General features: G+C 69.0%; 22 protein-coding genes and 2 pseudogenes. 11 read left to right on the forward strand and 13 right to left on the reverse strand.

The window, feature by feature from the left end; all coding sequences use genetic code 11:
* Window positions 1–56: 56 nt before the first annotated feature.
* The gene (locus tag K9S39_RS06445; RefSeq protein ID WP_248862364.1) at window positions 57–233 is read right to left on the reverse strand and encodes a low molecular weight phosphatase family protein; all 177 of its coding nucleotides are present in this window, start codon (window positions 231–233) and stop codon (window positions 57–59) included.
* A gap of 107 nt (window positions 234–340) precedes the next feature.
* Window positions 341–502, reverse strand: a pseudogene (locus K9S39_RS42815) (arsenate reductase ArsC); the annotation flags it as partial.
* A gap of 74 nt (window positions 503–576) precedes the next feature.
* Between K9S39_RS42815 and K9S39_RS06455 the strand changes: the two are divergent.
* From K9S39_RS06455 to K9S39_RS06470, 4 genes are all read left to right on the forward strand, one after another.
* Window positions 577–885 (forward strand): ArsR/SmtB family transcription factor, encoded by a 309-nt coding sequence (locus K9S39_RS06455; RefSeq protein WP_248862366.1) that lies wholly within the window; start codon window positions 577–579, stop codon window positions 883–885.
* Window positions 882–1,973, forward strand: coding sequence for an ACR3 family arsenite efflux transporter (gene arsB / locus K9S39_RS06460; RefSeq protein ID WP_248862367.1), 1,092 nt, complete (start codon window positions 882–884; stop codon window positions 1,971–1,973). The genes K9S39_RS06455 and arsB overlap by 4 nt, the downstream gene beginning before the upstream one ends.
* Window positions 1,970–3,022 carry an ArsO family NAD(P)H-dependent flavin-containing monooxygenase gene (locus K9S39_RS06465; RefSeq protein ID WP_248862368.1) on the forward strand — a complete coding sequence of 351 codons (1,053 nt, stop codon included), beginning with the start codon at window positions 1,970–1,972 and terminating at the stop codon, window positions 3,020–3,022. Before arsB ends, K9S39_RS06465 begins: the two co-directional genes overlap by 4 nt.
* A gap of 270 nt (window positions 3,023–3,292) precedes the next feature.
* Entirely contained in the window at window positions 3,293–3,697 is a 405-nt protein-coding gene (locus K9S39_RS06470; protein WP_248862369.1) for a MerR family transcriptional regulator, read from the forward strand.
* A gap of 8 nt (window positions 3,698–3,705) precedes the next feature.
* Here K9S39_RS06470 and K9S39_RS06475 read toward each other — a convergent pair whose 3' ends face one another.
* The gene (locus K9S39_RS06475) at window positions 3,706–4,062 is read right to left on the reverse strand and encodes an ArsR/SmtB family transcription factor (RefSeq protein ID WP_248862370.1); all 357 of its coding nucleotides are present in this window, start codon (window positions 4,060–4,062) and stop codon (window positions 3,706–3,708) included.
* A 179-nt stretch (window positions 4,063–4,241) separates the two neighbouring features.
* Here K9S39_RS06475 and K9S39_RS06480 point away from each other — a divergent pair, with 179 nt between their 5' ends.
* Window positions 4,242–5,600 carry an NAD(P)-binding domain-containing protein gene (locus K9S39_RS06480; protein WP_248862371.1) on the forward strand — a complete coding sequence of 453 codons (1,359 nt, stop codon included), beginning with the start codon at window positions 4,242–4,244 and terminating at the stop codon, window positions 5,598–5,600.
* Window positions 5,601–5,635: 35 nt separating this feature from the next.
* Here K9S39_RS06480 and K9S39_RS06485 read toward each other — a convergent pair whose 3' ends face one another.
* From K9S39_RS06485 to K9S39_RS06495, 3 genes are all read right to left on the reverse strand, one after another.
* Complete coding sequence (locus K9S39_RS06485; protein ID WP_248862372.1) at window positions 5,636–6,628, reverse strand: hypothetical protein; 993 nt, start codon at window positions 6,626–6,628, stop codon at window positions 5,636–5,638.
* A 219-nt stretch (window positions 6,629–6,847) separates the two neighbouring features.
* Window positions 6,848–7,921 (reverse strand): ATP-binding protein, encoded by a 1,074-nt coding sequence (locus tag K9S39_RS06490; RefSeq protein WP_248862373.1) that lies wholly within the window; start codon window positions 7,919–7,921, stop codon window positions 6,848–6,850.
* Window positions 7,918–8,541 (reverse strand): Mu transposase C-terminal domain-containing protein, encoded by a 624-nt coding sequence (locus K9S39_RS06495; RefSeq protein WP_248862374.1) that lies wholly within the window; start codon window positions 8,539–8,541, stop codon window positions 7,918–7,920. The genes K9S39_RS06490 and K9S39_RS06495 overlap by 4 nt, the downstream gene beginning before the upstream one ends.
* A 210-nt stretch (window positions 8,542–8,751) precedes the next feature.
* On the opposite strand from K9S39_RS06495, the gene K9S39_RS06500 reads away from it, so the two are divergent.
* Genes K9S39_RS06500 through K9S39_RS06510 form a run of 3 tightly spaced genes read left to right on the forward strand, consistent with a single transcriptional unit; the run spans window position 8,752 to window position 13,126 of the window.
* On the forward strand, window positions 8,752–9,903 hold the full coding sequence (locus tag K9S39_RS06500) for a tyrosine-type recombinase/integrase (protein WP_248862375.1): 1,152 nt from the start codon (window positions 8,752–8,754) through the stop codon (window positions 9,901–9,903).
* Window positions 9,900–12,542, forward strand: a complete 2,643-nt coding sequence (locus K9S39_RS06505; protein WP_248862168.1) for a tyrosine-type recombinase/integrase — start codon at window positions 9,900–9,902, stop codon at window positions 12,540–12,542. The genes K9S39_RS06500 and K9S39_RS06505 overlap by 4 nt, the downstream gene beginning before the upstream one ends.
* On the forward strand, window positions 12,539–13,126 hold the full coding sequence (locus K9S39_RS06510) for a DUF6262 family protein (protein ID WP_248862167.1): 588 nt from the start codon (window positions 12,539–12,541) through the stop codon (window positions 13,124–13,126). Before K9S39_RS06505 ends, K9S39_RS06510 begins: the two co-directional genes overlap by 4 nt.
* Before the next feature lie 175 nt (window positions 13,127–13,301).
* Here K9S39_RS06510 and K9S39_RS06515 read toward each other — a convergent pair whose 3' ends face one another.
* From K9S39_RS06515 to K9S39_RS06535, 5 genes are all read right to left on the reverse strand, one after another.
* Window positions 13,302–13,736: a VOC family protein gene (locus K9S39_RS06515; protein WP_248862166.1), complete on the reverse strand. Its 435-nt coding sequence runs from the start codon at window positions 13,734–13,736 to the stop codon at window positions 13,302–13,304.
* 122 nt (window positions 13,737–13,858) lie between these two features.
* Window positions 13,859–15,241, reverse strand: a complete 1,383-nt coding sequence (locus K9S39_RS06520) for a hypothetical protein (RefSeq protein ID WP_248862376.1) — start codon at window positions 15,239–15,241, stop codon at window positions 13,859–13,861.
* Window positions 15,238–15,999: a TnsA-like heteromeric transposase endonuclease subunit gene (locus K9S39_RS06525; protein WP_248862377.1), complete on the reverse strand. Its 762-nt coding sequence runs from the start codon at window positions 15,997–15,999 to the stop codon at window positions 15,238–15,240. The genes K9S39_RS06520 and K9S39_RS06525 overlap by 4 nt, the downstream gene beginning before the upstream one ends.
* Before the next feature lie 288 nt (window positions 16,000–16,287).
* Window positions 16,288–16,614, reverse strand: coding sequence for an Lrp/AsnC family transcriptional regulator (locus K9S39_RS06530; protein WP_248862378.1), 327 nt, complete (start codon window positions 16,612–16,614; stop codon window positions 16,288–16,290).
* Window positions 16,615–16,812: 198 nt separating this feature from the next.
* Window positions 16,813–17,916, reverse strand: a complete 1,104-nt coding sequence (locus tag K9S39_RS06535; protein WP_248862379.1) for a DNA alkylation repair protein — start codon at window positions 17,914–17,916, stop codon at window positions 16,813–16,815.
* A gap of 618 nt (window positions 17,917–18,534) precedes the next feature.
* Here K9S39_RS06535 and K9S39_RS06540 point away from each other — a divergent pair.
* The gene (locus K9S39_RS06540; protein WP_248862380.1) at window positions 18,535–20,016 is read left to right on the forward strand and encodes an MFS transporter; all 1,482 of its coding nucleotides are present in this window, start codon (window positions 18,535–18,537) and stop codon (window positions 20,014–20,016) included.
* A 122-nt stretch (window positions 20,017–20,138) separates the two neighbouring features.
* Here K9S39_RS06540 and K9S39_RS42820 read toward each other — a convergent pair whose 3' ends face one another.
* Window positions 20,139–20,762 carry an ImmA/IrrE family metallo-endopeptidase gene (locus K9S39_RS42820; RefSeq protein WP_406707878.1) on the reverse strand — a complete coding sequence of 208 codons (624 nt, stop codon included), beginning with the start codon at window positions 20,760–20,762 and terminating at the stop codon, window positions 20,139–20,141.
* Window positions 20,763–20,819: 57 nt separating this feature from the next.
* Window positions 20,820–20,987 (reverse strand): annotated as a pseudogene (locus K9S39_RS42825) (IS630 family transposase); the annotation flags it as partial.
* 162 nt (window positions 20,988–21,149) lie between these two features.
* On the opposite strand from K9S39_RS42825, the gene K9S39_RS06550 reads away from it, so the two are divergent.
* Complete coding sequence (locus K9S39_RS06550) at window positions 21,150–21,377, forward strand: transposase (RefSeq protein WP_406708126.1); 228 nt, start codon at window positions 21,150–21,152, stop codon at window positions 21,375–21,377.
* Window positions 21,378–21,441: 64 nt separating this feature from the next.
* Complete coding sequence (locus K9S39_RS06555) at window positions 21,442–22,035, forward strand: carbonic anhydrase (protein ID WP_248862382.1); 594 nt, start codon at window positions 21,442–21,444, stop codon at window positions 22,033–22,035.
* Window positions 22,036–22,092: the final 57 nt, after the last annotated feature.

Here is a 22,092-nt window from a genome sequence, read left to right on the forward strand (position 1 = left end):
CAGTTCTTCCTTCACGAGGGATCAGTGGAGATCAATTGGGGTCGGGCAGTGGTGGTTCAGGAGTCGGGCAGGGTGCCCAGCAGGGAGCGGATGTGGGCGTCTAAGGCATCGCGGATGTCCCGTACGACGGCGATGGGGGCGCCGTCGGGGTCGGGGACGGGCCAGTCCAGGTAGCGGCGGCCGGACACGACGGGGCAGGCGTCGCCGCATCCCATCCGGCGTTGTGGCTGCACACGAACAGCACCCGTGGTAGGCCCGCGCCGGGAGCCCCCTCGACGTGGGCGAGGGCCTCCAGCCGCTCGGCCGCGAACCGCTCAGCCAGCACCACCAGGTGTGCGCGTACCCGGGCGTGCTCGGCGAGCAGGCGGTAGGAGTCCGCGAGGAGCCCCTGCACGGTCTCTACGCAGAAGCGACCGGAGTGCTGTGAGGCGAGGCGGGCGGCCCCGGTGGCGAGGCGTTCGTCGGGAAGGGCAGGAGGTGGGGAGGCGGAAGCGGGGGACATGAGAACCCCTTCGATGGGCCCTACGGGTCAGCCGGGACTGGTGTCATCCTCGGATGATGTGAGAGTATCAGTCCATGATGACGTCAGTCGACACTGATCTGATCCGGGTTCTGGCCGACCCGCTCAGGCTGAAGATCGTGAATCTGCTCGCCCACGAGACGCTGTGCACCACGCACTTGGTCGAGGAGACCGGGGCTAAGCAGACCAACCTCTCCAACCATCTTCGGGTGCTGCGGGAGGCGGGTGTGGTGGAGACCGAGCCCTGCGGCCGGTTCACCTACTACAAGCTGCGGCCCGACGTCATCGCCGCCCTCGCCGGTCAGTTCACCGAGCTGGCCGAGCACGCCCGTACCGCCGTCGACCGGAAGAGGTCCTGCCCGTGACCCGCACCGAAGCCCCCGCGACGACGGAAGAAGCTTCCGTCGTCGCCAAGCTCTCCACACTCGACCGCTTCCTCGCGGTGTGGATCCTGATCGCCATGGGGCTCGGACTGGGCCTGGGCCGCGTCATCCCCGGCCTGAACGACGCCCTGGCCAAGGTGGAGATCGGCGGGATCTCGCTGCCGATCGCGGTTGGCCTGCTGATCATGATGTATCCGGTGCTGGCCAAGGTCCGCTACGACAAGCTCGACGCGGTCACCGGCGACCGCAAGCTGATGGTGTCGTCGCTGGTCATCAACTGGGTGCTCGGTCCGGCGGTGATGTTCGCGCTGGCCTGGATCTTCCTGCCGGACCTGCCCGAGTACCGCACCGGCCTGATCATCGTCGGTCTGGCCCGCTGCATCGCGATGGTGATCATCTGGAACGACCTGGCCTGCGGCGACCGCGAAGCCGCCGCCGTGCTCGTCGCCCTGAACTCGGTCTTCCAGGTCATCGCCTTCGGTCTGCTGGGCTGGTTCTACCTCGATCTGCTGCCGGGCTGGCTGGGCCTCGGCGACGGTGAGCACCTCGACATCTCCATGTGGAAAATCGCCCTCAACGTCGTCATCTTCCTCGGCGTACCGCTCCTCGCCGGCTTCCTCACCCGCCGCATCGGCGAGAAGAAGCTCGGCCGGGACGGCTACGAGGCGAAGTTCCTGCCGAAGATCGGGCCGTGGGCGCTCTACGGTCTGCTGTTCACGATCGTGATTCTCTTCGCCCTCCAGGGGAAGACGATCACCTCGCAGCCGCTCGACGTCGCCCGGATCGCGGTGCCCCTGCTCGCCTACTTCGCGATCATGTGGTTCGGCACCTTCGCCCTGGGCAAGGTCATCGGCCTCGCGTACGACCGCACCGCGACCCTCGCCTTCACGGCCGCCGGGAACAACTTCGAGCTCGCCATCGCCGTCGCCATCGCCACCTTCGGCGTCACCTCCGGCCAGGCCCTCTCCGGAGTCGTCGGCCCCCTCATCGAGGTCCCCGTCCTGGTCGCGCTGGTGTACGTGTCCCTGGCCTGGCGTAAGAAGTTCACGGTCGCGCAACTCGGTTCATGACATCACGCACGGACGTGGTGGTGGTCGGCGGCGGCCAAGCAGGGCTCGCCGCCGGCTACCACCTGCGCCGCCTCGGCCTCGACTTCGTCATCCTCGACGCCCAAGCCGAGGCGGGCGGTGCCTGGCGCCATACTTGGGACTCGCTGAAGCTGTTCTCCCCGGCCGCGTACTCCTCGCTGCCCGGCCGCCTCATGCCGCCTCAGACAGGACAGACGTACCCGGACGCCGGGCACGTCGTGGACTACCTGACCGACTACGAGCGCCGCTACGAACTGCCCCTCGTCCGGGCCGCCACCGTGCGCGGCGTGCACCGGGACGGCGAGCGGCTGCGGGTGGACAGCGAGGCCGGCACCTGGCAGGCACGGTTCGTGATCAGCGCCACCGGCACCTGGTGGCGGCCGTTCCTGCCCGCCGTCCCCGGACGCGATGTCTTCGGCGGACGGCAACTGCACACGGTCAACTACCGACGCCCCCAAGACTTCGAAGGCCAGCGCGTGGTCGTGGTCGGCGGTGGCAACTCCGGCGCGCAGATAGCCGCCGACCTGGCCGGGCACGCGGAACTGACCTGGGTGACCCAGCGGCCACCGCGCTTCCTGCCCGACGACATCGACGGCCGCGCCCTGTTCGACGTAGCGACGGCGCGCCGCCGCGCGCTCGACAGCGGCGAGGCGGATGTCGGCGGAGTGGCCTCGCTGGGCGACATCGTCGCCGTACCTCCCGTACGAGCCGCCCGCGACGCGGGACTCCTCAAGGCCGAGCCCATGTTCACCCACCTCGCGCTGCTCGGCCCCGTGTGGGCCGATGGCACGAGCATTGAGGCCGACGCGGTCATCTGGTGCACAGGTTTCCGCCCGGCCCTCTCCCATCTTGTGCCGCTCGGCCTCCGTGACCAGCGCGGACACATCCCTACCGATGGCACCCGCGCCCTCGACGAGCCGCGGCTGCATCTGCTGGGCTACGGGGACTGGACCGGCCCTGCCTCCGCCACGCTGATCGGGGTGGGCCGCCCGGCCCGCGAGGCGGCACGCCAGATCGCCGAGCTGCTGTGAGCTCGTCCTCTCCGACCGCTCTATGCGGCTTTGATCATCGTCTTGCCGCAGCAACACGTCGGATTCTGCTGACCGGAGCAGGTCGCCGGGGCGCGCCCTTGGTCAACGTCAGCTCGCACCCGCAGTCCTCATCGGGGCAGCGATAGACCTCGCCCTCACGCAGCGGCATCGCGCTCACCTCCCTGTTTCGTGTTCTGGTTCCGTCTCGACCGACGCTAGAACCTGGCCCCGGGGGCCAGGTCAACACTGGACGGAAGGAGGACGCAGAACATGATCCAGCAGCTGACCATCGGGCAGGCCACGCGGGCGGCCCGGGTGACCCGCAAGGCGGTACGCGTGTACGAAGCCAAGGGGCTGCTGCCCCCGGCCGGTCGCAGCACGGCCGGCTACCGGCTCTATGACGACACCGACGTGGAGCGGCTCACCTTCATTCGCCGCGCCCGCACCCTCGGCCTGCACCTGGACGACATCCGCGAAGTGCTGGCCATCCACGCCGGCGGCATCCCCCCGTGCGTCACGGTCAGGGACAAGCTGGACGCTCGCGTCGCCGAGATCGACAAAGCCGTCGCCGACCTGCTCGCCCTGCGCAGGACCCTGGTCGAGACCCGCCACCGGGCCGAAGAATGCGTTGACGAACTGCCCGTCACCGTGTGTTCGATCATCGAAGGCCCGTAAGAGCAAGCTCACCGGGAGATGAGCAGCTGCCCCATCGCGGCCAGCACGGACGGCTCCACCCGGTAGTACACCCACGTTCCGCGCCGCTCAGACGTCAGCAGCCCGGCCTCCTTGAGCTTCTTCAGGTGGTGGGAGACGGTCGGTTGGGAGACGCCCACGTCGGAGATGTCGCACACACATGCCTCGCCGCCCTCGTGCGAGGCCACCGCGGAGAACAGCCGCAGCCGCACCGGGTCGCCGAGCGCCTTGAACATCCGCGCGGCCGTCTCGGCCTCGTCCGCCGTCATGGGGCGCTCGGTCAGCGGCGGGCAGCACGGCGCCACGGCCTCACCAGTGGGTTCCAACAGCGGCAGGACCTTCGACATGCATCTATGTTGACACATGTCGAATCAGTAAGGGGCGGTTGGTCTGTGCGACGACATCGAGGGCGGTCCGCAGCTCCAGCTTGTTACGATCGATGTCTATGTTGACGTCTATCGAAGTAGTTGCCATGCTGGCCGCGCAAGACATTGACAGATGTCGAAACAAAAACGGGAGGTCCCTCGTGAACGCGCCCACTGCCGTCCTGCCCACCGTGGTGATCGGCGCCGGTCCCATCGGCCTGGCATCCGCCGCCCACCTCATCGAGCGCGGCATCGAACCGCTCGTCCTGGAAGCCGGCCCCAGCGCGGGAAGCGCCGTACGCGAATGGAGCCACGTACGGCTGTTCTCCCCCTGGGCCGAGGTCGTCGACCCGGCCGCCGAGAAGCTCCTTGCCCCCACCGGCTGGACCCGACCCGACGGCGCCACCTACCCCTCCGGCGGCGACTGGGCCGAGTACTACCTCCAGCCGCTGGCCGACGCCCTCGGCGACAGGGTCCGCTTCGGCACCCGCGTCACCGGCGTCTCCCGCGCCGGACGCGACCGCGTCGTCGACGCAGGCCGCGAGGACCAACCCTTCACCGTCTACGTGCACAACGCCGACGGCACCGAGGAGCGCATCACGGCCCGCGCCGTCATCGACGCCTCCGGCACCTGGACCACCCCCGGCCCACTGGGCGGCGACGGACTCCCCGCCCTCGGCGAGCGCACCGCCGCCGACCGCATCTCCTACCGCGTCCCCGACCTCAACGACCCCGCCGTACGCGCCCGCTACGCCGGCAAGCGCACCGCCGTCATCGGCTCCGGCGCCTCCGCCTTCACCGCCCTCGCCTCCCTCGCCGACCTCGCCAAGGACGCCCCCGGCACCCACGCCGTCTGGATCCTGCGGCGCGGCATCAGCGGCAGCACCTTCGGCGGCGGCGAAGCCGACCAGCTCCCCGCCCGCGGCGCCCTCGGCCTGCGCGCCAAGGCCGCCGTGGAAGCCGGCCACGCCTCCGCTGTCACCGGCTTCCGCACCTCCGCCGTCGAACGCGACGGCGAGCAGCTGGTCCTGGTCGCTGAGGATGGCAGCAGCCTTGACGCGGTTGAGGAGGTCATCGTGCTCACCGGCTTCCGGCCCGACCTGACCTTCCTGTCCGAGGTCCGCCTCGGCCTCGACGAGCGCCTCCAGGCTCCCACCGAGCTGGCCCCGCTGATCGACCCCAACGTCCACTCCTGCGGCACTGTCTACCCCCACGGCGTGGGCGAGCTCTCCCACCCCGAGAAGGGCATGTACCTGGTAGGCATGAAGTCCTACGGCCGAGCCCCGACGTTCCTGGCCATGACCGGCTACGAGCAGGTCCGCTCCATCGCCGCCGCCTTGGCGGGCGATCAGGAGGCGGCCGAGCGCGTCGAACTAACCCTGCCGGAGACGGGAGTGTGTGGCGGCGCTGGCCTCTTCGACGAGCCCGAGGCCGACCAGGCCGACGGCGGAGGCTGCTGCGCGGCCCCGGCCGCCCTCCAGATCGGCCTCGGTGCCCCTGCCTCCTCGGGTGGCTGCTGACCGGCGCCGCCAGGCCGAACTCGTGCCCCGAAGTCCTACTCCGCGTCGGCTGGGACTGGGCTTTCTGAGCCAGCATTTTCCGTGGTCTGGTACAGGGGCGCTGGTGCGTGTGCGAGTTCTTGGCGATTGCGTGCGATCTGCTCCTTCATGAGGTCGTCCATGCGTCCGCTGTGCCAGATGGTGCCCTCCCACTTCACGTATTCCGGTACCCCGCTGCGGAGGAGGGCGGGCTTGAGGTGGCTGTGGAAGAGGAGAGTGCGGCCCTGGTTCCGCCGACTTCGGCTGAACCACTTCGCGCTGTTCTCGTGCCGGGCGAGCCGGTTCGCGGCGAGGCCGGGGAGGTTGCCGCGGACCCGGCCGGGCCTGTAGGCCGTCAAGGGTCGGCCGGGCGGGTGCCAGGAGTCGGCGAGGGCCCAGTGGGCGACGGCGTCGCCGCCGCGGTCGGGTTCGTTGTAGGGGTAGGTGACCCGCTTGCTGACCTCCGCGAAGAACCGAGCCTGTTCGGCGTCGGTGCCGCCGGCCATCCGCCGCCAGTGGGGGGAGGCGATCAGCGGCGCCAGGGTGACGGCCTCGGGATAGACCACGGCGAACAGCCGGGACGTGCTGTAGGCGGTGTAGTCCTTCTTCTCGGGATCGAACGGGATGAGGTGGTGGACACGGTCGTCCCAGGTGTTCCAGACGCCGAACACGTTGGTTGACGGGCGCCCGTCGCCGAACCAGATGTGGGCGCAGAGCATCAGGGCGGTCAGCACCGCGTCGTAGGTGGCGGCCCAGCCGTAGCGCCGCAAGATGAGCAGGTGACACCGCTGAGCGTCGATGATCTCCGGGAACCGAGTGAGATCAACGGCGGGGTGGTCGATGTCGGGTGGCCCGATCCAGGTGCCGTGCCGCAGACAGACGTAGGCGTGGTGCGGAAGGAGCCGGACCACCCGGCCGCCGGGGTGGCGGGCGTCGCAGAGGTGGCAGCCGGTCTGCGGCTGGTGGCGGAACATCTCCCAGTCCGGTGGCGGGTCACGCAGTTCCGGCATCGCCCCGGCCAGGGCATGGCCGCTGCGGCCGGTCAGCGCGGCGAGCCGTTCGGGGACGACGACGCGGCGGGCGGCGCCTGGCCGCTCGGGCTCGGTGACCTGGAACCACAGGCCGTTGACGTCCAGGCCGTGGAGGGCGGCCAGGCGGCCGACATAGGAAGGGGGGATCTCGTGCCGGGCGGGCGGGCGGAACGGGGTCGGGCAGCGTGCGGGGGAGCATCAGGCCGCGCTCCTCCGCCGCCCGGTTGTCTTGGCCGGGGTGGTGAGCTGCTCGGCGGCGAAGTCGATCGGGACGAGATCCAGCAGCTCTTCGGTGATGGCTTCGCTGCCGTCCTCGATGCCCAGCACGGCGGCGCCGCGGATGAGCTGGGACAAGCTGCCGATCATGCCGCCGGTGCGGTGGAAGAGGTAGTCGTTCATCGCGGTGAGCGTGCCCGGCGCGTGCTCGTGGAGGTGGAGTGTTGACTCCAGGGTGCCGACCAGGCCCCGCCATGCTTCCTTGTCCGCGGCGGTAGCGTAAGAGAACGGGGCGGCGGGGATGACGACGAAGCGTCCGGCGATCTGCCGACCGCGGGTGCCGGCGAACAGTCCCTGGCTCTCGATGTCGATGCCCGCGTAGGCGAACGTGGCGGGCAGGCGCTCGGCGAAGTACTTCAGCTGGTCGGAGGCTTCCGCCCCGGCACGGCTGCCCAGGTTGAGGTTGTGCAGCTCGTCCACCAGGACCAGATCGACGTGGACGTGGGCGGCGGTGGCGCAGACGGCGTCGACGATGTCGGTGTGAGTGGCCCGGGGTGGGAAGGACAGCCCGAAGAAGCGGGCGAACTCCGTTGCGAGCATCTTCGGTGTGGCCGCGGGCGGGACGGTGACGTAGCAGACCGGCAGCCGGGTGCGGTCGTGCGGGTGGCGCTTGCGGGTGGCCAGCTCGTGCGCGCGGCCCAGCTGGGTGAGCGCGGTCGTCTTGCCCGTGCCGGAGGCGCCGGAGAGAATCACGCCGCGGCGGGCGGAGACCTGGTGCCGGTTGAGCTGAATCAGCAGCCGGGCGGTGGAGATGACCTTCCGGATCGTCGGGGTGTTCACCAGCGGCAGGTCCGCGTGGTACTCCCGCCGCCGATCATCCACCCGGGCCCGTTCCCGCCCGGTCAGGGCGGCCCGCTCGGCGGCGGGCAGCAGTTTCGGCGGGATGGTTTCGTGCGCGACGTAGCGGCGCCAGCCTTCCTTGGTGGTCAGCGGGGAGTCCGGCGGTGCCTGCTCGCCGGTGTCCGTCTGCGGCGTCCTGGTCGCGGGCGTGCTCATAGCCACCTTTCGGCTTCGGCGTGGGCGTCGAAGACCCCGAAGGGCACCACCTCTGCGGACGGTGACGCCGCCGTGGAGTCAGGTTCACGGTCGGGCATGTTGTCGATCTCGGGTGCCGCAGCGGGCGCAGCGAGAGCGGCGGCGGTGCGGGTGCGGCCGATGACCCGGGCGGAGCGGATGTCCGGTCCGTGCTCAGCCCGGGTCAGCAGCGCGTCCAGGACCCGGGCGACGGCGGCCTCGTTGGAATCGTCCAGACCGGCCGCGGCGGCCAGGCGGCGGGCGTGGTCCCAGGTGAAGTCCGCGAAGGGGGCGTTCACCAGCGGCAGGTGCACCCATGGCGCGGTGATCCAGCCGCCGGTGGTGCGGACGAAGACGCGAGAGATGTCGTAGGGGTCGTAGTGCACCTCCCAGAGTCCCCGCTTGGCCACGTGGCCGGAGTGCTGCCGCCGCCACGGCCCGAGCTCGGGCGCGTCGTAGGTGCGGTGAGCGATGCGGATGCCGTAGTCGTTGATGGCCCGCCAGGCCACCGGCAGCAGCTCCAGGTAGTCCTCCCCGCGCAGCACCAGCGGCAGGTAACCGGCCGCCGCGACCAGGGAGGCGTACTTGTCGTTCGGCGACATCGCCTTCCCCGGCCTAAACGGGTCGCGCAGGGCGTCGTGCGGCCGCATCTGCCACCCGGCTTTACCGACCGTAGTTTGTGCTGTTCGTGATGTCCGTTCGAGCCTGTGGCGTGAACGTCATGGGCTTGTTTACCGACCGGGTTCAGGACGTTCGTCATGTTCTGGAGTCGGTACGGAGGACGAGTGGTACGGCACCTTGTGGTCGGGGACTTGAGGGTCCAGCGGATCGAGCGGAAGAGCGGATGGAGGTCATGGACCATCGTCTGGCCGGAGGGCACACTCCACGCCGAGGCGGACCGGTTCCTGCGCGTCCATGACGGCTCGGGCACACAGAAGACCTACGCGTACTACCTGGTCGATCATCTCCGGTGGCTGGAGCGCGAGTGCCTGGCCTTCGACACAGTCCAACTGCGCGACCTGGAACGGTACATGGGCATCGTCGGCGCCGAGGTCCATATGCCGCTCGGGGAACCGTGGCGGGTGGGCAAGCGCCCCTACGGCCGGTCCGCGCTGTCGACCGCGGCATCCTGCCTGAAGGGCTTCTACCTGCACCAAGCCTCCCTCGGCGTCAACGTGGGCCTCGGTGAGAAGCTCGACGGCACACGGCTGCCGTCGCGGGTGGACCGGCGCCGGTCGTTCCTCGGGCACGTGAAGTCCGCGATGCCGGCCAACCCGCTCGCGCCGAAGGGGCCGCACCGCCGGCACCCGAAGATGCTGCCCGACGGGGCGAGGGAGAAGCTGCTGGAGACGGTGAACTCGGCCCGGGACCGGATGGTGGTGACCTGGCTGGCCGACGGTGGCCTGCGGATCGGCGAACTCTGCGGGCTGCACCTGGTCGACCTGCACCTGCGCGAGAACGCGGCCTGCGGCGAGTGCCGCGCCCCTCATCTGCACGTCTGTCACCGGCCCGGTAATCCGAACCGGGCCGAGGCCAAGACCAAGCACTCCTGGCGGGTCGAGCACGGCACGGTTACCGGCGGACTGATCAAGCGGGTCAGTCCGGCGATGGTGCACTCCTACTTCGAGTACCTCACCAGCGAGTACCCGCGCGAAGCCGGACACGGCATGCTCCTGGTCCAGTTGCACGGCGCCTGCGCCGGACAGCCGTGGGCGCCGGTCGGGGCCCGGCGGATGCTCGGCCGGGCCGGGAAACGCGCCGAGCTCGGGCTGGTGAAACCCCACGCCTTCCGGCATTCGTTCACGTCCGCGGTCCTCGACGCCGCCGACGGCAACCTGCTGATCGCCCGGGATGCCGGCGGCTGGGCCTCGGCCGCCACCGTCGACGAGGTCTACGGACACGTCGACATCCACGACCCTGCCTTCGACTCCGCTCTACGCGCGGTCTGGGGTGAGACGCGGTGACCGAGACAGCTCTGACCCCGGTGCGGGACGCCCGGGAGGGACGGGATCGATTCGAGATCATGACCGCGCTGGTCAACTCACCGTCCTTCGATCCAGTGTTCCGCTCGGAGATCGTCGAGATCACACCGGACCACCCTGTCTACCGATGGGTCTGCCTGGTCACCGATTGCGAGCGGCCGAGGGCGGGCCGGGGAGATCTCTGCGGCGCCCACGAGGTTGCATGGCGGCGGCTGCGCGCTGAGCAGTCCCGGGCGGACTTCCTACGCACCGCTGACCTGGTCGGGCACGGCGAGGAACTGCGTGAGCGACCGTGCCGGCTCTGCCCCGAGCGGCCGGCACGCCAGTTGACCTTGGAGTTGTGTCACCACCACCAGTTCAGCTGGTATCACTACCGCGACCGGCACGGAGACGCCGCCGACTTCGACACCTGGCTGGCCAAGCAGCTGTCTCGGCCCGGATATGGACGCTGCAAAGCCGTGGTCTGTCCTGACCTGGCGGAATCGCCCCTGGGGCTCTGCTATCGGCACCACCGGCGCTATCGCAGAGAGGGGCGGCCGGGCGGGGCCGTGCTGCCAGCGCAGTGGGGCAATCGCTACGAGCGGGTCGGTTCGCCGGTGCCGGTCGTCTACGACAACGAATCGGACTTCCGGCGGTGGTGCTCAAGGACAGCACCAGTATCCCGACCTGGTCAGATCAACCTCCGCGGTCTGCACCCGCTCCTGAGAGCCGAGATTCAGTGGGGACTGTTCGTCCACGCCCGTGGATCGGGAAGGCGCTGGGAGCTCACACAGATCCAGAGCCTGGCGGACTACTGCCGCGAGCACGGATTTCACTCACTCACCGACCTGACTGCCGACAGCCTGGACCCGGACGAGGAAGGTAGTCGGCTGGCCACAGCCGGCCGGGATGCCTCCTACCTCGCCCGGATCCTCATCGACCTGCTCACCCCGCTTTATGTGACGCCGGAGCAGACCCGCGAGCAGGGCTACCTGAACACCGAGCACTTCGGCCGCAGGCTGAACAACCGGTCGACACGCATCGACCTGACCCCGATATCTCAGCGATGGCTCCGCGACCTGGCCTGGGATCATTTCGCCGCGATACTGCGGTCCCCGAGCTGTCCGCGCTCAGGCCACACCTTCGACGGCACCCGGCGAGCCTGCACCGAGCTCAGCGCCTTCCTGGAGATCCACGCCCCCGGCGGCGGTCACGACCCAAGGCTGCTTCGGCCGCACCACGTCCACGACTTCGCCGCCGACCAACGACTCCGCGAACTGGACGGGCTGCCGTCCCTGGGAGTGAAAGGCCTGCACGGCAAACCGTCCGTCGTGACCGCCTACACCCGCCAGATGGTCTTCACCCGCACCCGGCGAATCCTCCTGGAAGCTCTGGAATCCGGCGAAGCCGAACGGCTCGGCCTCGACCGGGGTTTCGTCACCGCCATGCCCTCTTCGGGCAGGATCGTCACCCGGACACGGACCCCCTTCTCCGACGAAGTCGCCCGAGCCCTCGCCGCGGAGACGAACCTGCAGACGCTCGCCGCCTGCCACGACCCGGCCGACCGCGGACTCCGAGACGCCTGGGAGACCATCATCGTCACCGGACGGCGCTGCAGCGAGGTGATCAAACTTCGTCTGGACTGCCTGGGCCGCTACGGCGGGCTCCCCATGCTCTGGCACGACCAAACGAAGGTCGGCAACTACGACGCCGCGATCCGCATACCTGAACAGCTCCACCAGCGGCTGGAAGCCCGACAGCGCAAGACCCTGGCCTTGTTCGCCACTCGCCACAACCGCCCGCCGACCCTGGAGGAACGCGCCCAACTGCCGCTGTTTCCCAGCAACCAGCGCAACAGCGACAGCCGTCGGCCCCTGTCCTACCAGTGGTTCCACCGGGGCTTCAAAGCATGGATCAACGATCTCGACATAGGCCGGTGGGTGCCCCACCAAGCCCGGCACTCGCTGGCCACCAGCCTGCTGCGAGCCGGAGCGAGCCTGACCCACATCCGCCGCTACCTCGGTCAGGTCTCCGAGCGCATGGCCGAGCATTACGTCCATCTCGCCCAGTCCGACCTGGAGAGCGTGCTCCAGCACGTCTGGGTGGCCGGCCCCGGAGCCGCCAACCCCGGCGAAATCCTCACCGACGACCTCACTCCGCTCACCCGAGAGCATGCCATGGCCCTCGCGATCGACCTTGGTCGCCGCAGCACTCCTGCCGAGGGCGGCTTCTGCACCTTCCAGCCCGTCGTCGACGGCGGCGACTGCCCCTGGAGCCTCAACTGCCACTCCTGCGACAAGTTCGTTCTGTCCGGCGCCGACCTGCTCTACTGGCGTCGCAAGCGTGAGCAGTGGCGGCTGCTGGCCGAGGGCGCCCCGGACGACGCCACCGCCGACTACCTCCACCGCTACTTCGAGCCGACCGCCCGCGCCATCGACGGCCTGGAGAAGGCCCTGGCCGGCCTTGGCCTTCTTGACGACGCCCTCGCCCTGGACCTGCGCAAACCCCAGGATTACTTCCGCCGCGTGTGGTCCACCGCCTTCCGTGCAGCCGACCTCGCTGCCGCGGGCACCGAGGAGGAAAACGAGTACAGCGATACATGCACAGCCGAGGACACCGACCCCGAACAGGACGTCGCATGAACAACGTCCCCGAATCCCGCACTGCCGCTGCCCTGGCAGCCCGCCGCAGCAAGACCGAGGCGGCCCTCCTGCGGGTCCACGAGTCCATCGCCCGGCTCCAACGGGAGAAGGCTCAGGTCAGCGTCGCTGCTGTCGCCCGGCGGGCGAACGTCTCACGCACCTTCCTCTATGACAACTCCGAGGCCCGGGCCGCCGTCGCCGCAGCGATGGCCAAGGCAGGTGACCGCCGGACCCGCATGCTCACCGCACAGGACGACGAGCGCGAGGCGACCTGGCGCGAGCGCGCGCTGAACGCCGAGGACGCGCTCAAGGCCGCCCAGGTCGAGATCCTCACCCAGCGCACCCGCATCGGTGAACTACTCGGCCAGATAAGGTACTTGCAAGCCGAGTGGACCGAGGAAGCCATCCAGCGGATCACCACCGAAAACACCACACTCAAACAAAAGGTCCGCCAGCTGACCGCTGACAACCGCACCCTCGACGAGCGACTCAAAGCCGCCCGCTCCAACCTCCGCTTCCAGGACCGGCGCGTCGCTGACCTCGAAGCCCAGATCGCCAACCCCTCGCAGGGAGTTCAGCAGTGACGCGATAGTTCCGGGAAACGCGCCTGACGGCACGACTCGGTCCGGCGAGTTCGGCCGCCTACAGCGGCCGGACTCCCGAGCTGCCACCACGGGGCGTCGACGGATTGTTGACGGTGACAGCGGCGCTCGGCCAGCCAAGGCAGAGGCCGGGGAACGTCCCCGACCTCTGCCAGCCTCAGGCCGAGGCTGCGGCGACGCAGAACTCGTTGCCCTCTGGGTCGGCCATCACAACGTGGTGCCCGTCGAACTCCTGCCGGACGGCCCCGCCCGCCTTCACCAGCCGCTCAGACTCAGCCTTGATCCGCGCCCACCGCTCACCGGCACTGCCGTGTCCCGGCACCCGAACGTCGATATGAAGCCGGTTCTTCGCCGTCTTCGGTTCGGAGACCTTGAGGATGGAGAGGCGGGGGCCGACGCCGTCGGGATCGCAGAGCCACGCCCCGTCGTCCTCGGATTCGTCCTCCGGCAGGTCAAACTGCGCGAGCCACTCCTCGCGGGTTTTGAAGGGAGCAGGCGGCGGCTCGTCGATATAGCCCAGTGCCGTCTTCCAGAAATCGGCGAGGAGTTGTGCGTCCGCGCAATCGAGGGTCAGATCGATTTTGGCTGCCATGACAGGACCGTACTGCACACCTCTGACAGCTACCGCCGTCACCAGTGCTCGTGATCACCCGAAGAACGTTGACCGACCGTCGTGGACATGTAGTCTGTGAATCGTCGCAGTTCAGAGCCGGTTCACGAGCTTCTGCGGTCGGTAAACCCGGCCAGTAGCCATTCCTCCAGCAGTTCCTGGAGTTCGGGGATCGTCCAGACCGCGGCCTGCTCGACACGCTCGCCGCGGCGGGTCACGTCCCGGCCGGTGTAACCGGCCAGGTGCTGGCAGAACAGCGTGTTGATCGCGGAGAATGTGGCCTCCACGATCGCCTTGTCCGTCGGCGTGCGCGGACGCGCCCGCTGGACAGAGATGCCCAGCCGTTCGCAGGCCCGGATGAAGGTGTCGGAGATGAACACCTTCCCGCCGTCGATGACCACGGTGTCCGGCACGATCACCGGCTTCGCGGCGGCCTGTTCCATCCGCGCGTCGATGCCGAGAAGCTGCCGGTGCGGCATCCGCGACGACGCTATCCGCAACCTTGCGGACCAGCCCGGTCGCATCGGCTCCGGGACCACCATGCGCGCCAGCAGCAGCGAGGCGTCCACCGCCTTGGTGCCCACCGGCCGCAGCACCGCCGCGCAGATCGTGCGGGTGGCGACATCGACCGCGATCGTCAGATCGGCTCGCGCGGTCACCCCCGAGTCCAGGACCACCATCACGTCCAGCAGGGTGGAGTCGATCTGTACCTGTTCTCCGGGCCGGTCCGCGAACGTCGGAGTGAACGGCCCCGTCGGCCGGTTGGCCTTCTGCCGCCGCGTGACCGCCGAACCGAAGGTGTGTCGCCCGGTAGAAAGAGCATCGATGAGGCGGTAGAAGGTGTTCCGGCTCGGCAGGGGCACCACCCCTTCGCCGTGGGCGTCCTCCACCAGTTTCACCACCCGCCGGATCACCCGCGACCGCGTACCGGTCGAGACCTGCGTCTGGTCGTCCAGCACCTGGCGGACCGCCGCCACCAACCGCGCATCCGCCCGTCCGGTCGCTTCCCTCAGCCGCACCAGCCGCTGATCGACCAGCCCCCATAACCCTTGCCGGGCGTAGCGGGACCGCTTGTCCATCACCGTGCGCAGGCTCACTCCCAGTTCGTCGGCCTTGGCCTGGGCCCGCTCCACCACGGTCCGCGAGATGGGGTCGTACTCGCTCCGCGCGACAGTGCCCGGCTCGGCGCCGGGCGGCAGCCCGGTCTCCACCTCCACCACGTGTCGCTGCCACTGAACCGCCGCCGCCCGCGCCGACTCCGGCAGCGTCTCCAGCAGCCCGAACGGCTCCATCACCGGCAGCGGCTCCGCGCCGGTAACAGCGAAGTCCGGCGCCGCCATCAAGTACGAGGCCAACACCACCGACTCCGCCCCGCCAGCCGACCGCAGCCGCACCGCCGTCCCAGCCAGAGCTACCACCTGATGCTCGCCGCCGTCGAAGCTCACCCAGTCGCCCGGGCGCAGCACCGAGCCCCCACCCGCCGTCATCGGCTCGCCCCCGGCGAGACCAGCGAGCCGGTGTGCAGCGGCACCGAGACATCCACCGCCAACTCGTGCGACCACAGCAGATGGAACAGCACCGGCAGCACCGCCAGCGGCTTACCCGCCGCCGCGGCGCCCTCCATCAGCGGCAGCGGCTCGGCGAACACCTCCCGCAGCGGCGAAGCGGCTGGCTCCACCCGGTGCCGGAGGTGCCGATAGCCCGCCAGCCACCGAACGTTCCGCACCACGACCGGGTCCGGGGCGCCCAGCAGCCGGAACTCCCACCCCACCACGGCGCAGGCCGCCTCCGTCGCCTCGAACTTCGCGCGGTCCCGGGGGCCGCGCCGTTCGGCCGGGCGGCAATCGATGACCACGGCCGTCCCGTCATCGCGGCGGGCGAAGTAGTCCGGCGCGTGCGAGACCGGCCGGCTGCTGGCCGCCGACCAGAACAGCCAGAACGGTTGCGAGGAGATGCCCACCACCGCCGGATCGAAGTCCAGCAGCATGACCTGGTCCCGCTCCAGCCAGGACTCGTACCCGATGTGCCCGCCCGTCGTCGCCGACCACCACAGGCCCGGCAGGTTCCGTTGTCGGCGGTACGACGCGAAGGCGCGTACGGGAAGGGCGTGCTCGAACGGCACGGCCCACGCGTCCGCCAGCGAGCGTCGTAACTCCGAACCGTCCAGGGCGACGTACGCGACCTCGAACCCGGACGTCGGCGGCCCGGTGGAACCGCCCGGCAGCGCCTCTAACGCATGCACCACGTCCGGCTAACCCCCACCCCTCGATGCAAGGTCACGCTGACCTATGCGAAGCCTGATGCAGCTTAGAGCTGACATATGCAGAGTCAACTGTCCCGTCGCGTTTCACGTTCCCGCCAGGCACTTCGTTGACCAGGGGATAGGCAAGATGCGGTGAACGTGACGGCTTGCGGAATCCCAGGAGGCGTTGTCGTCGGCATCGGTCCGGGCCCAGTCGTCCCAGTTTTCGTTGTCGGTGGGCGGTACCGCGTGCAAGGCCCCGTTTTCTTACAGCTCTACGGAAGGGGACGTCTATCGGGTTGCGGGGCGGTAAGTGAGGCGTTTGACTTCGCGGAGGATCGGGGCGGTCTCGACGGATTCCACTCCGGGCAGGGTGCCGATGCGGTGGTTGAGGTACTGAAAGAGCTCCTGGGTGTCGTGGAACATGCCGGTGGCGACCACGTGGGAGGCACCGGTGGTGGCGGCCACGAAGGGGATCTCCGGGTGGTCGGCAAGGGCGGTACCGACCGCGCCGAGCTGGCCGGGAGCGATGCACAGCCAGAACCGGACCAGGACGTGGAAGCCAAGGTATTCGGGGGTTCTTGGCGAGTTCGGCCATGAGCTGCGTGTCCACGGCATCCGGTACCGATGCCTCGACGGTTGCCTCCTCGTGGGCTCGTAGAGAGCTACTGTCACCTTGCGGAAGCTTCGGGAGGACAGGGCCGTGACCGACGAACAGGTACGTCACGCCCGCGACTTGCTCGCCCGCCCGGAGAACAGCGTCACCTCGATCGCGCCGCTGCTCGGTGTCTCCCACAACACCATCGTTCAGCAGGCTCAGGCTGGGCCTTGCGATGTTTCGGCGGCGGTGATGTGGACCTCGGTCGCGCCGAGGACGCGTCCGTTGACCTGGACCTCGATGCGGTGCGGGCCAGGGTGGATCGTGCGGACCGAGAGGCTCTCGAACCGGTGCCGGCGTGAGAAGGGGACCGCCTGGCCCGCGGGGAGGTCCCGGGCGGTCAGCTTGAACACCTTGCCCGCTTTGGGGCCGCGAACCCCTTGGTAGTGGACTATGTAGTCGATCGCCGCTCTCGTCGCGTCGGTGGCGTGCAGCGTGAAGGTGACGGTGGTCGCCTCCTCGATGGGGATGGTGGAGGGCGAGCAGGCGAGGTCTGTGATCTCGATCGGAGCATGGTGATCGAACCCGAGAACCGCGAGAGCCTCCGGGTGTCCTCGCTTGACGAGTGTCCGCAGGCCGTGGCGTACGACGAAATCGCCCTGCGTGCTGCCGCGCAACCATCGCCGGGCGGTGACGAGGACGAGGTCGGGGTGGTCCTTGCTGATGTCGTTGAGGTGGTTCGCCACGGAACGGCGCACGTAAAGGGACTCGTCGTTGACGAGAGGCTCCAGGAGCGCCAGCGCGGGAGCGGAGTCGGCGACGAACCGCGAGAGCTGCGATGCCCAGGGCAGCCGCGGGCGCGTACCCTCCGAGACGAGCCGCCGGACGTGTTCGTCCGGGTCGGTGGTCCACGCCCTGAGCTGGTCCATCGTGACCTCGTAGTGGGCTTCGACGAACGGGCGGATAGCGAACTCGGCGGTGTAGCGGGAAGTGAGCGCGGCCAGCAGCGGCAGCGCGACATCGGGCCGGTCCAGCATCGCCGAGGCGACGTAGGCGTTCACGGGCATGGAAGCCCACCCCGTAAGACCCCCGCTGTCGAGGGCACCACGGACCACTCGGCCCGCTTCCTCGGGGGACGTCGGCATCGTCGCCGCGAGGGCACGGGCGATCCAGTCGATACGGGCCTTCAGCTCCAGGTCACCGATACCGGTGCCCGCGAGCTGCTCGAACGCCGTCCGGTCGAACGAGGCCGAGGCACCCGCGAGGTCACCCGCGAGACGCCCGATGAGCTCCGGCGACAGTTCATCTTTGAAATCGGCCATCTCAACGCCCGCCCACGGTCACGTCGAGGCCCCCGACCACTCGCCCCGTACGGCTCTCGGCCGGCGGGAGAAGGGGCTCGATGCGCTCCCACTGTTCGTTCGGGAGCGGTGTGAATCTCGACCTGGGCATCATGGTTTCGAGTCTGCCACCGACCACTGACACACGGCCGGTACCTCAGGCGCTCTGAGCTGCGACGACAACCCGCTTCGCGCAGCCTGCCGGGCTCGGACAAAGGACCGTTTCCGACACCGGAGGCTGAGCGTTGCGGCCGGGCAGGGGGCGGGGCCGTTCTGGTGTGCGGCGTGGCGTGGGGGTGTTGTATCGTGTTTGAGTTCCTGTCCCGAGGTTTCGGTGGCAGTGACCGGACTTCCTGTTCCTTCTGTGTCGATCTTGGGGTGACGTCTTATTAACCAGGCCATGTAGTCGTCCGTGTTCCCCGCGTGCTGTGTTGTCGCACGTGTCCGGGGGTGGACGTCGCGCTGGCCTGAGTTGCGTCACCCATCCCCGCAGTTTTCTTCCCGGGTGCAGCTCTGCCGTCTGCCCCGGGTTTCGTGTTTTCCGGCCCCGGTGCGGCTGTCGGCAGGGCTCCCCGATTCCTTTGGATCAGGAGTTCCCGTTTGTCTTCCTCCGCGCTCGGCAACGAGCCAGAGCACACCACCACCCAGACCCCGGCCCACCCATCATCTGGACCCTCGAAGATGGCCATGGGGGCCTGGATCGCCCTGCTGGTGCTGCTGACCGCCGAGCTGATGAACATGCTCGACCAGTCGGTCGTCCTGACCGCCCTGCCCGCGATCCAGGAGTCGACCGGGGCCGGACCGGTCGCGGTGCAGTGGCTGACCACCGCCTATTCCCTGCCTGTCGCCGTCGGGCTGATCACCGGCGGACGGCTCGGTGACATCTACGGCCGCCGCAGGATCCTGCTCATCGGCACCGTCGTGTTCACCGCCGCCTCGCTGCTGTGCGGTCTGGCCACCGGCCCGGGTGTGCTGATCGGCGCCCGTCTGCTCCAGGGCGTCGGCGTGGCCGTGATGATCCCGCAGGTCCTGGCGACCATGCACGTCACCTTCGAAGGCCGGAACCGCAGCAAGGCGTTCGGCCTGTACGGGGCCGTCCTGGCCATCGCCAACGTCCTGGGCCCGGTCCTGGGCGGCGTGCTCACCCAGGCCGACCTGTTCGGGCTGTCCTGGCGGCCGATCTTCCTGGTCAACGTGCCCGTCGGGCTGGCGGTACTCCTCCTGGGACGCAAGTTCATCCCCGAGTCGACCGTCCGCAAGGCCGACCGGCTCGACCTGGTCGGCATGCTGCTGTCCGGCCTGGCCATCGTCCTGGTCCTCTTCCCGCTCACCGAGGGCCACGCCCACGGATGGCCGCTGTGGTGCTTCGTCATGCTCGCCGTCGGCGTCCTTGTCCTCGGTGTCTTCCTGCGCCACCAGCGGCGCAGGCAGGGCAATGCCCCGCTGGTGACTCTGTCCCTCTTCCGGGTCAGGCAGTTCTCCGGGGGTATGGCCGCGGACCTGCTGCACGGCCTGCTGTGCGGCCTGTTCTTCATGACCTGGACGCTGTACCTGCAGCGTGGACTGGGCTTGAGCCCGCTTGAGGCGGCCGTGGCCTTCGTGCTGCTCTCCGTGGGAGAACTGGGCGGCGCGACGATCGCGGCGAAGACGGCCGGGCGTTTCGCCCGCCGTCTGCCGCAGGCCGGAGCCCTCATCGCGATCGCTGCGATGGTCGCCTACGGGCTCCAGATCGGCAGTCACCAGGCCGACCTGACCCTGCTGGCGATGACCGCTCCGGTGGTGCTGATCGGCTTCGGCCTGGGCATGGTCTCCGGCCCGCTCGCCGATTTGTCGCTGGCCAGGGTCCCGCACGAGGACGCCGGCTCGGCCTCGGGCTTGTTCAACACCGCCATTCACCTGGGCATCGCGCTGGGCACCGCGCTGACCGCCGTGGTGTTCTTCGCCATCACCGGCGGCTCTCCCGACGGCGCGGTCAACCGCGACGCGTTCGTCACCGTGCTGTGGTGGATCGGGAGCCTCCTCGCCCTGATGTGGGCCCTGATGTTCTGCCTGCCCAAGCGGACCAACAACCAGGCCGACTGAGCAACCTCCCGCGGCGGCCGCTCCTGCGCTCTGGGCGTCGCCGCCCTCGCCCCCTTCGGTCGATCCCGGGCCGGTCACAGAACGACAGTCCTACTCGCTTGAAGGCTCCCACCACGACATCTTTATGAACCAGGAGCCCCTGGGCTGATCGTCGTCGGCCAGCGTGGCGGATCGTCTGTGCGAACGGCGGTCAACTCCGCGACGGAGTCGACGGGAAGCCCGCGGGCTCGAAGATGAGCCACGGCTTTGGGCAGCAGGTAGCTGCGTTCAACAGAAGTAGCTCCAGGCTGCTCGTAGGGGGCCCTTTCGTCCCCGAGTCTCTCGATGGTGGATCTGTGGGACCACTCAGGCATGAGTTCCAGGTCATGGAGGCGGTGGAGAACGGCTGATGTGGGAACGCCCCAGGCGCTGGATGCTGCGGCCAGGCGTTCGGGAGTGGCTGTGCGGAGCATCGCGGCGACGACGGCAGTGCGGGGCATGAGGAACGCAGAGGCGAACTGGATGGCCGCAGTGCGCGAGTCACGGTGGCCTGGCCGACTGTGGCCAAGGACGAGTTGCCCGAGTTCGTGCGCCAGGTGCTGCCGTGCCTGTTCGCCGTCGAGATGGGATGGGAGGAAGACGAATGGTGTCCCGGACTGGCGTGTGGAGAACGATCCAACGTCTCCGCAGTCGGTCGGGAGAGCAAAGATGCGGATGCCGTTTGCTTCGAGGAGCGGCGTCAGCGCCCCACTGGGGGCGTCGCCCATCTGCCAGTGGGCCCGCAGGGCCTCGGCGGCGTGCTCGGGGTCGAGCTGTGGCCATTAGATGATGTAGCGGCGGATCATGCTGCCCTGCTCCTTGTGGCTGGCGTGGTCGGTGCCGTCGAGGGTGAAGTAGCGCAGGGCGGTGAATTGGGCCTCGATGCGGTTCAGCCAGGAGCTGTTGGTCGGCGTGTAGGCGAACTCGACGTTGTTGGCCGCTGCCCAGTCGCCGGGCCCTACCCCTTGATCGTGGACACCCTGATCATTGGATCGTGAAGGTCCATAGGACAGGAGTTCCCGTTGGGGATACAGCTCAGGTTCAAGGGGTCGTTGCAACACCGCTGTTCTGTAGCGAGAGTAGGTGATCGTTGAGGGCTTCTGCGGGAGTTCGGCATCCGGCTATCGGTCGGCCGCACCGGGCAGTGCTGGGACAACGCGCTTGCCGAGTCGTTCTTCGCCACCATCAAGCGAGAATTGCTCGGCACCGCCACCTGGCCCAGCAGGGCCGCCGCCCGCACCGCGATCTTTGATTTCATCGAGGGCTGGTACAACTTGCACCGACTACACAGCAGCCTCGGCTACCGCAGTCCCGTCGAATACGAGACCGCACTCGCAGCCTGACCACCACACCAATGGTGTCCGTCAAAGCGGAACAAGCTCACGTGGGCGCAGGAGAAAGGCCACCATGAAGTCCCTGGTTGACAACGCACGTTCCTTCACGACGCACGTGGCCGAGCGTGCTGAGGAGTTCCGCACCCTTGAGGCCGGGCAGAGCCCCGAGGTCCTCTTCATCACCTGTTCCGACTCGCGCGTGGTGCCGGCCCTCATCACCGGCGCCCGGCCGGGCGAACTGTTCGAGCTGCGGACAGCGGGCAACATCGTTCCCGAGTACAGCAGCGACCACCCCTCCAGCGAAACGGCCACCATCGAATACGCAGTGCGGGTGCTGGGCGTCCGCGACGTCATCGTGTGCGGCCACTCCCACTGCGGCGCCGTCAACGCCCTGGTAAGCGGGGACGACCTCTCCGCCATCCCGGCCGTACAGGGCTGGCTGGAGCGCGCAGCCTCCCGGCCCGAGACGACAACACCCTCTTCCCCGGACCTCGCTGAGGCAGTCCAGCGCCACGCGGTCGCCCAGCTAGAGCGGCTGCACACCCACCCCTGCATCGCGGAACGCGTCGAGGCGGGCACCTTGGCGGTGCACGCCTGGTACTACGAGGTGCACACCGGAGCAGTGAAGCAGTACGGGCCGGACGACCAGTCTTTCCGGCCGCTGTGACCCGCATCCGCCCGCCTCACGGGCCGCCGAGTACCTCTCCCCTTCCGCTTCCGCTGT

It is taken from the genome of Streptomyces halobius (assembly GCF_023277745.1).
In the GTDB taxonomy this organism is placed as follows: Bacteria; Actinomycetota; Actinomycetes; order Streptomycetales; family Streptomycetaceae; genus Streptomyces; species Streptomyces halobius.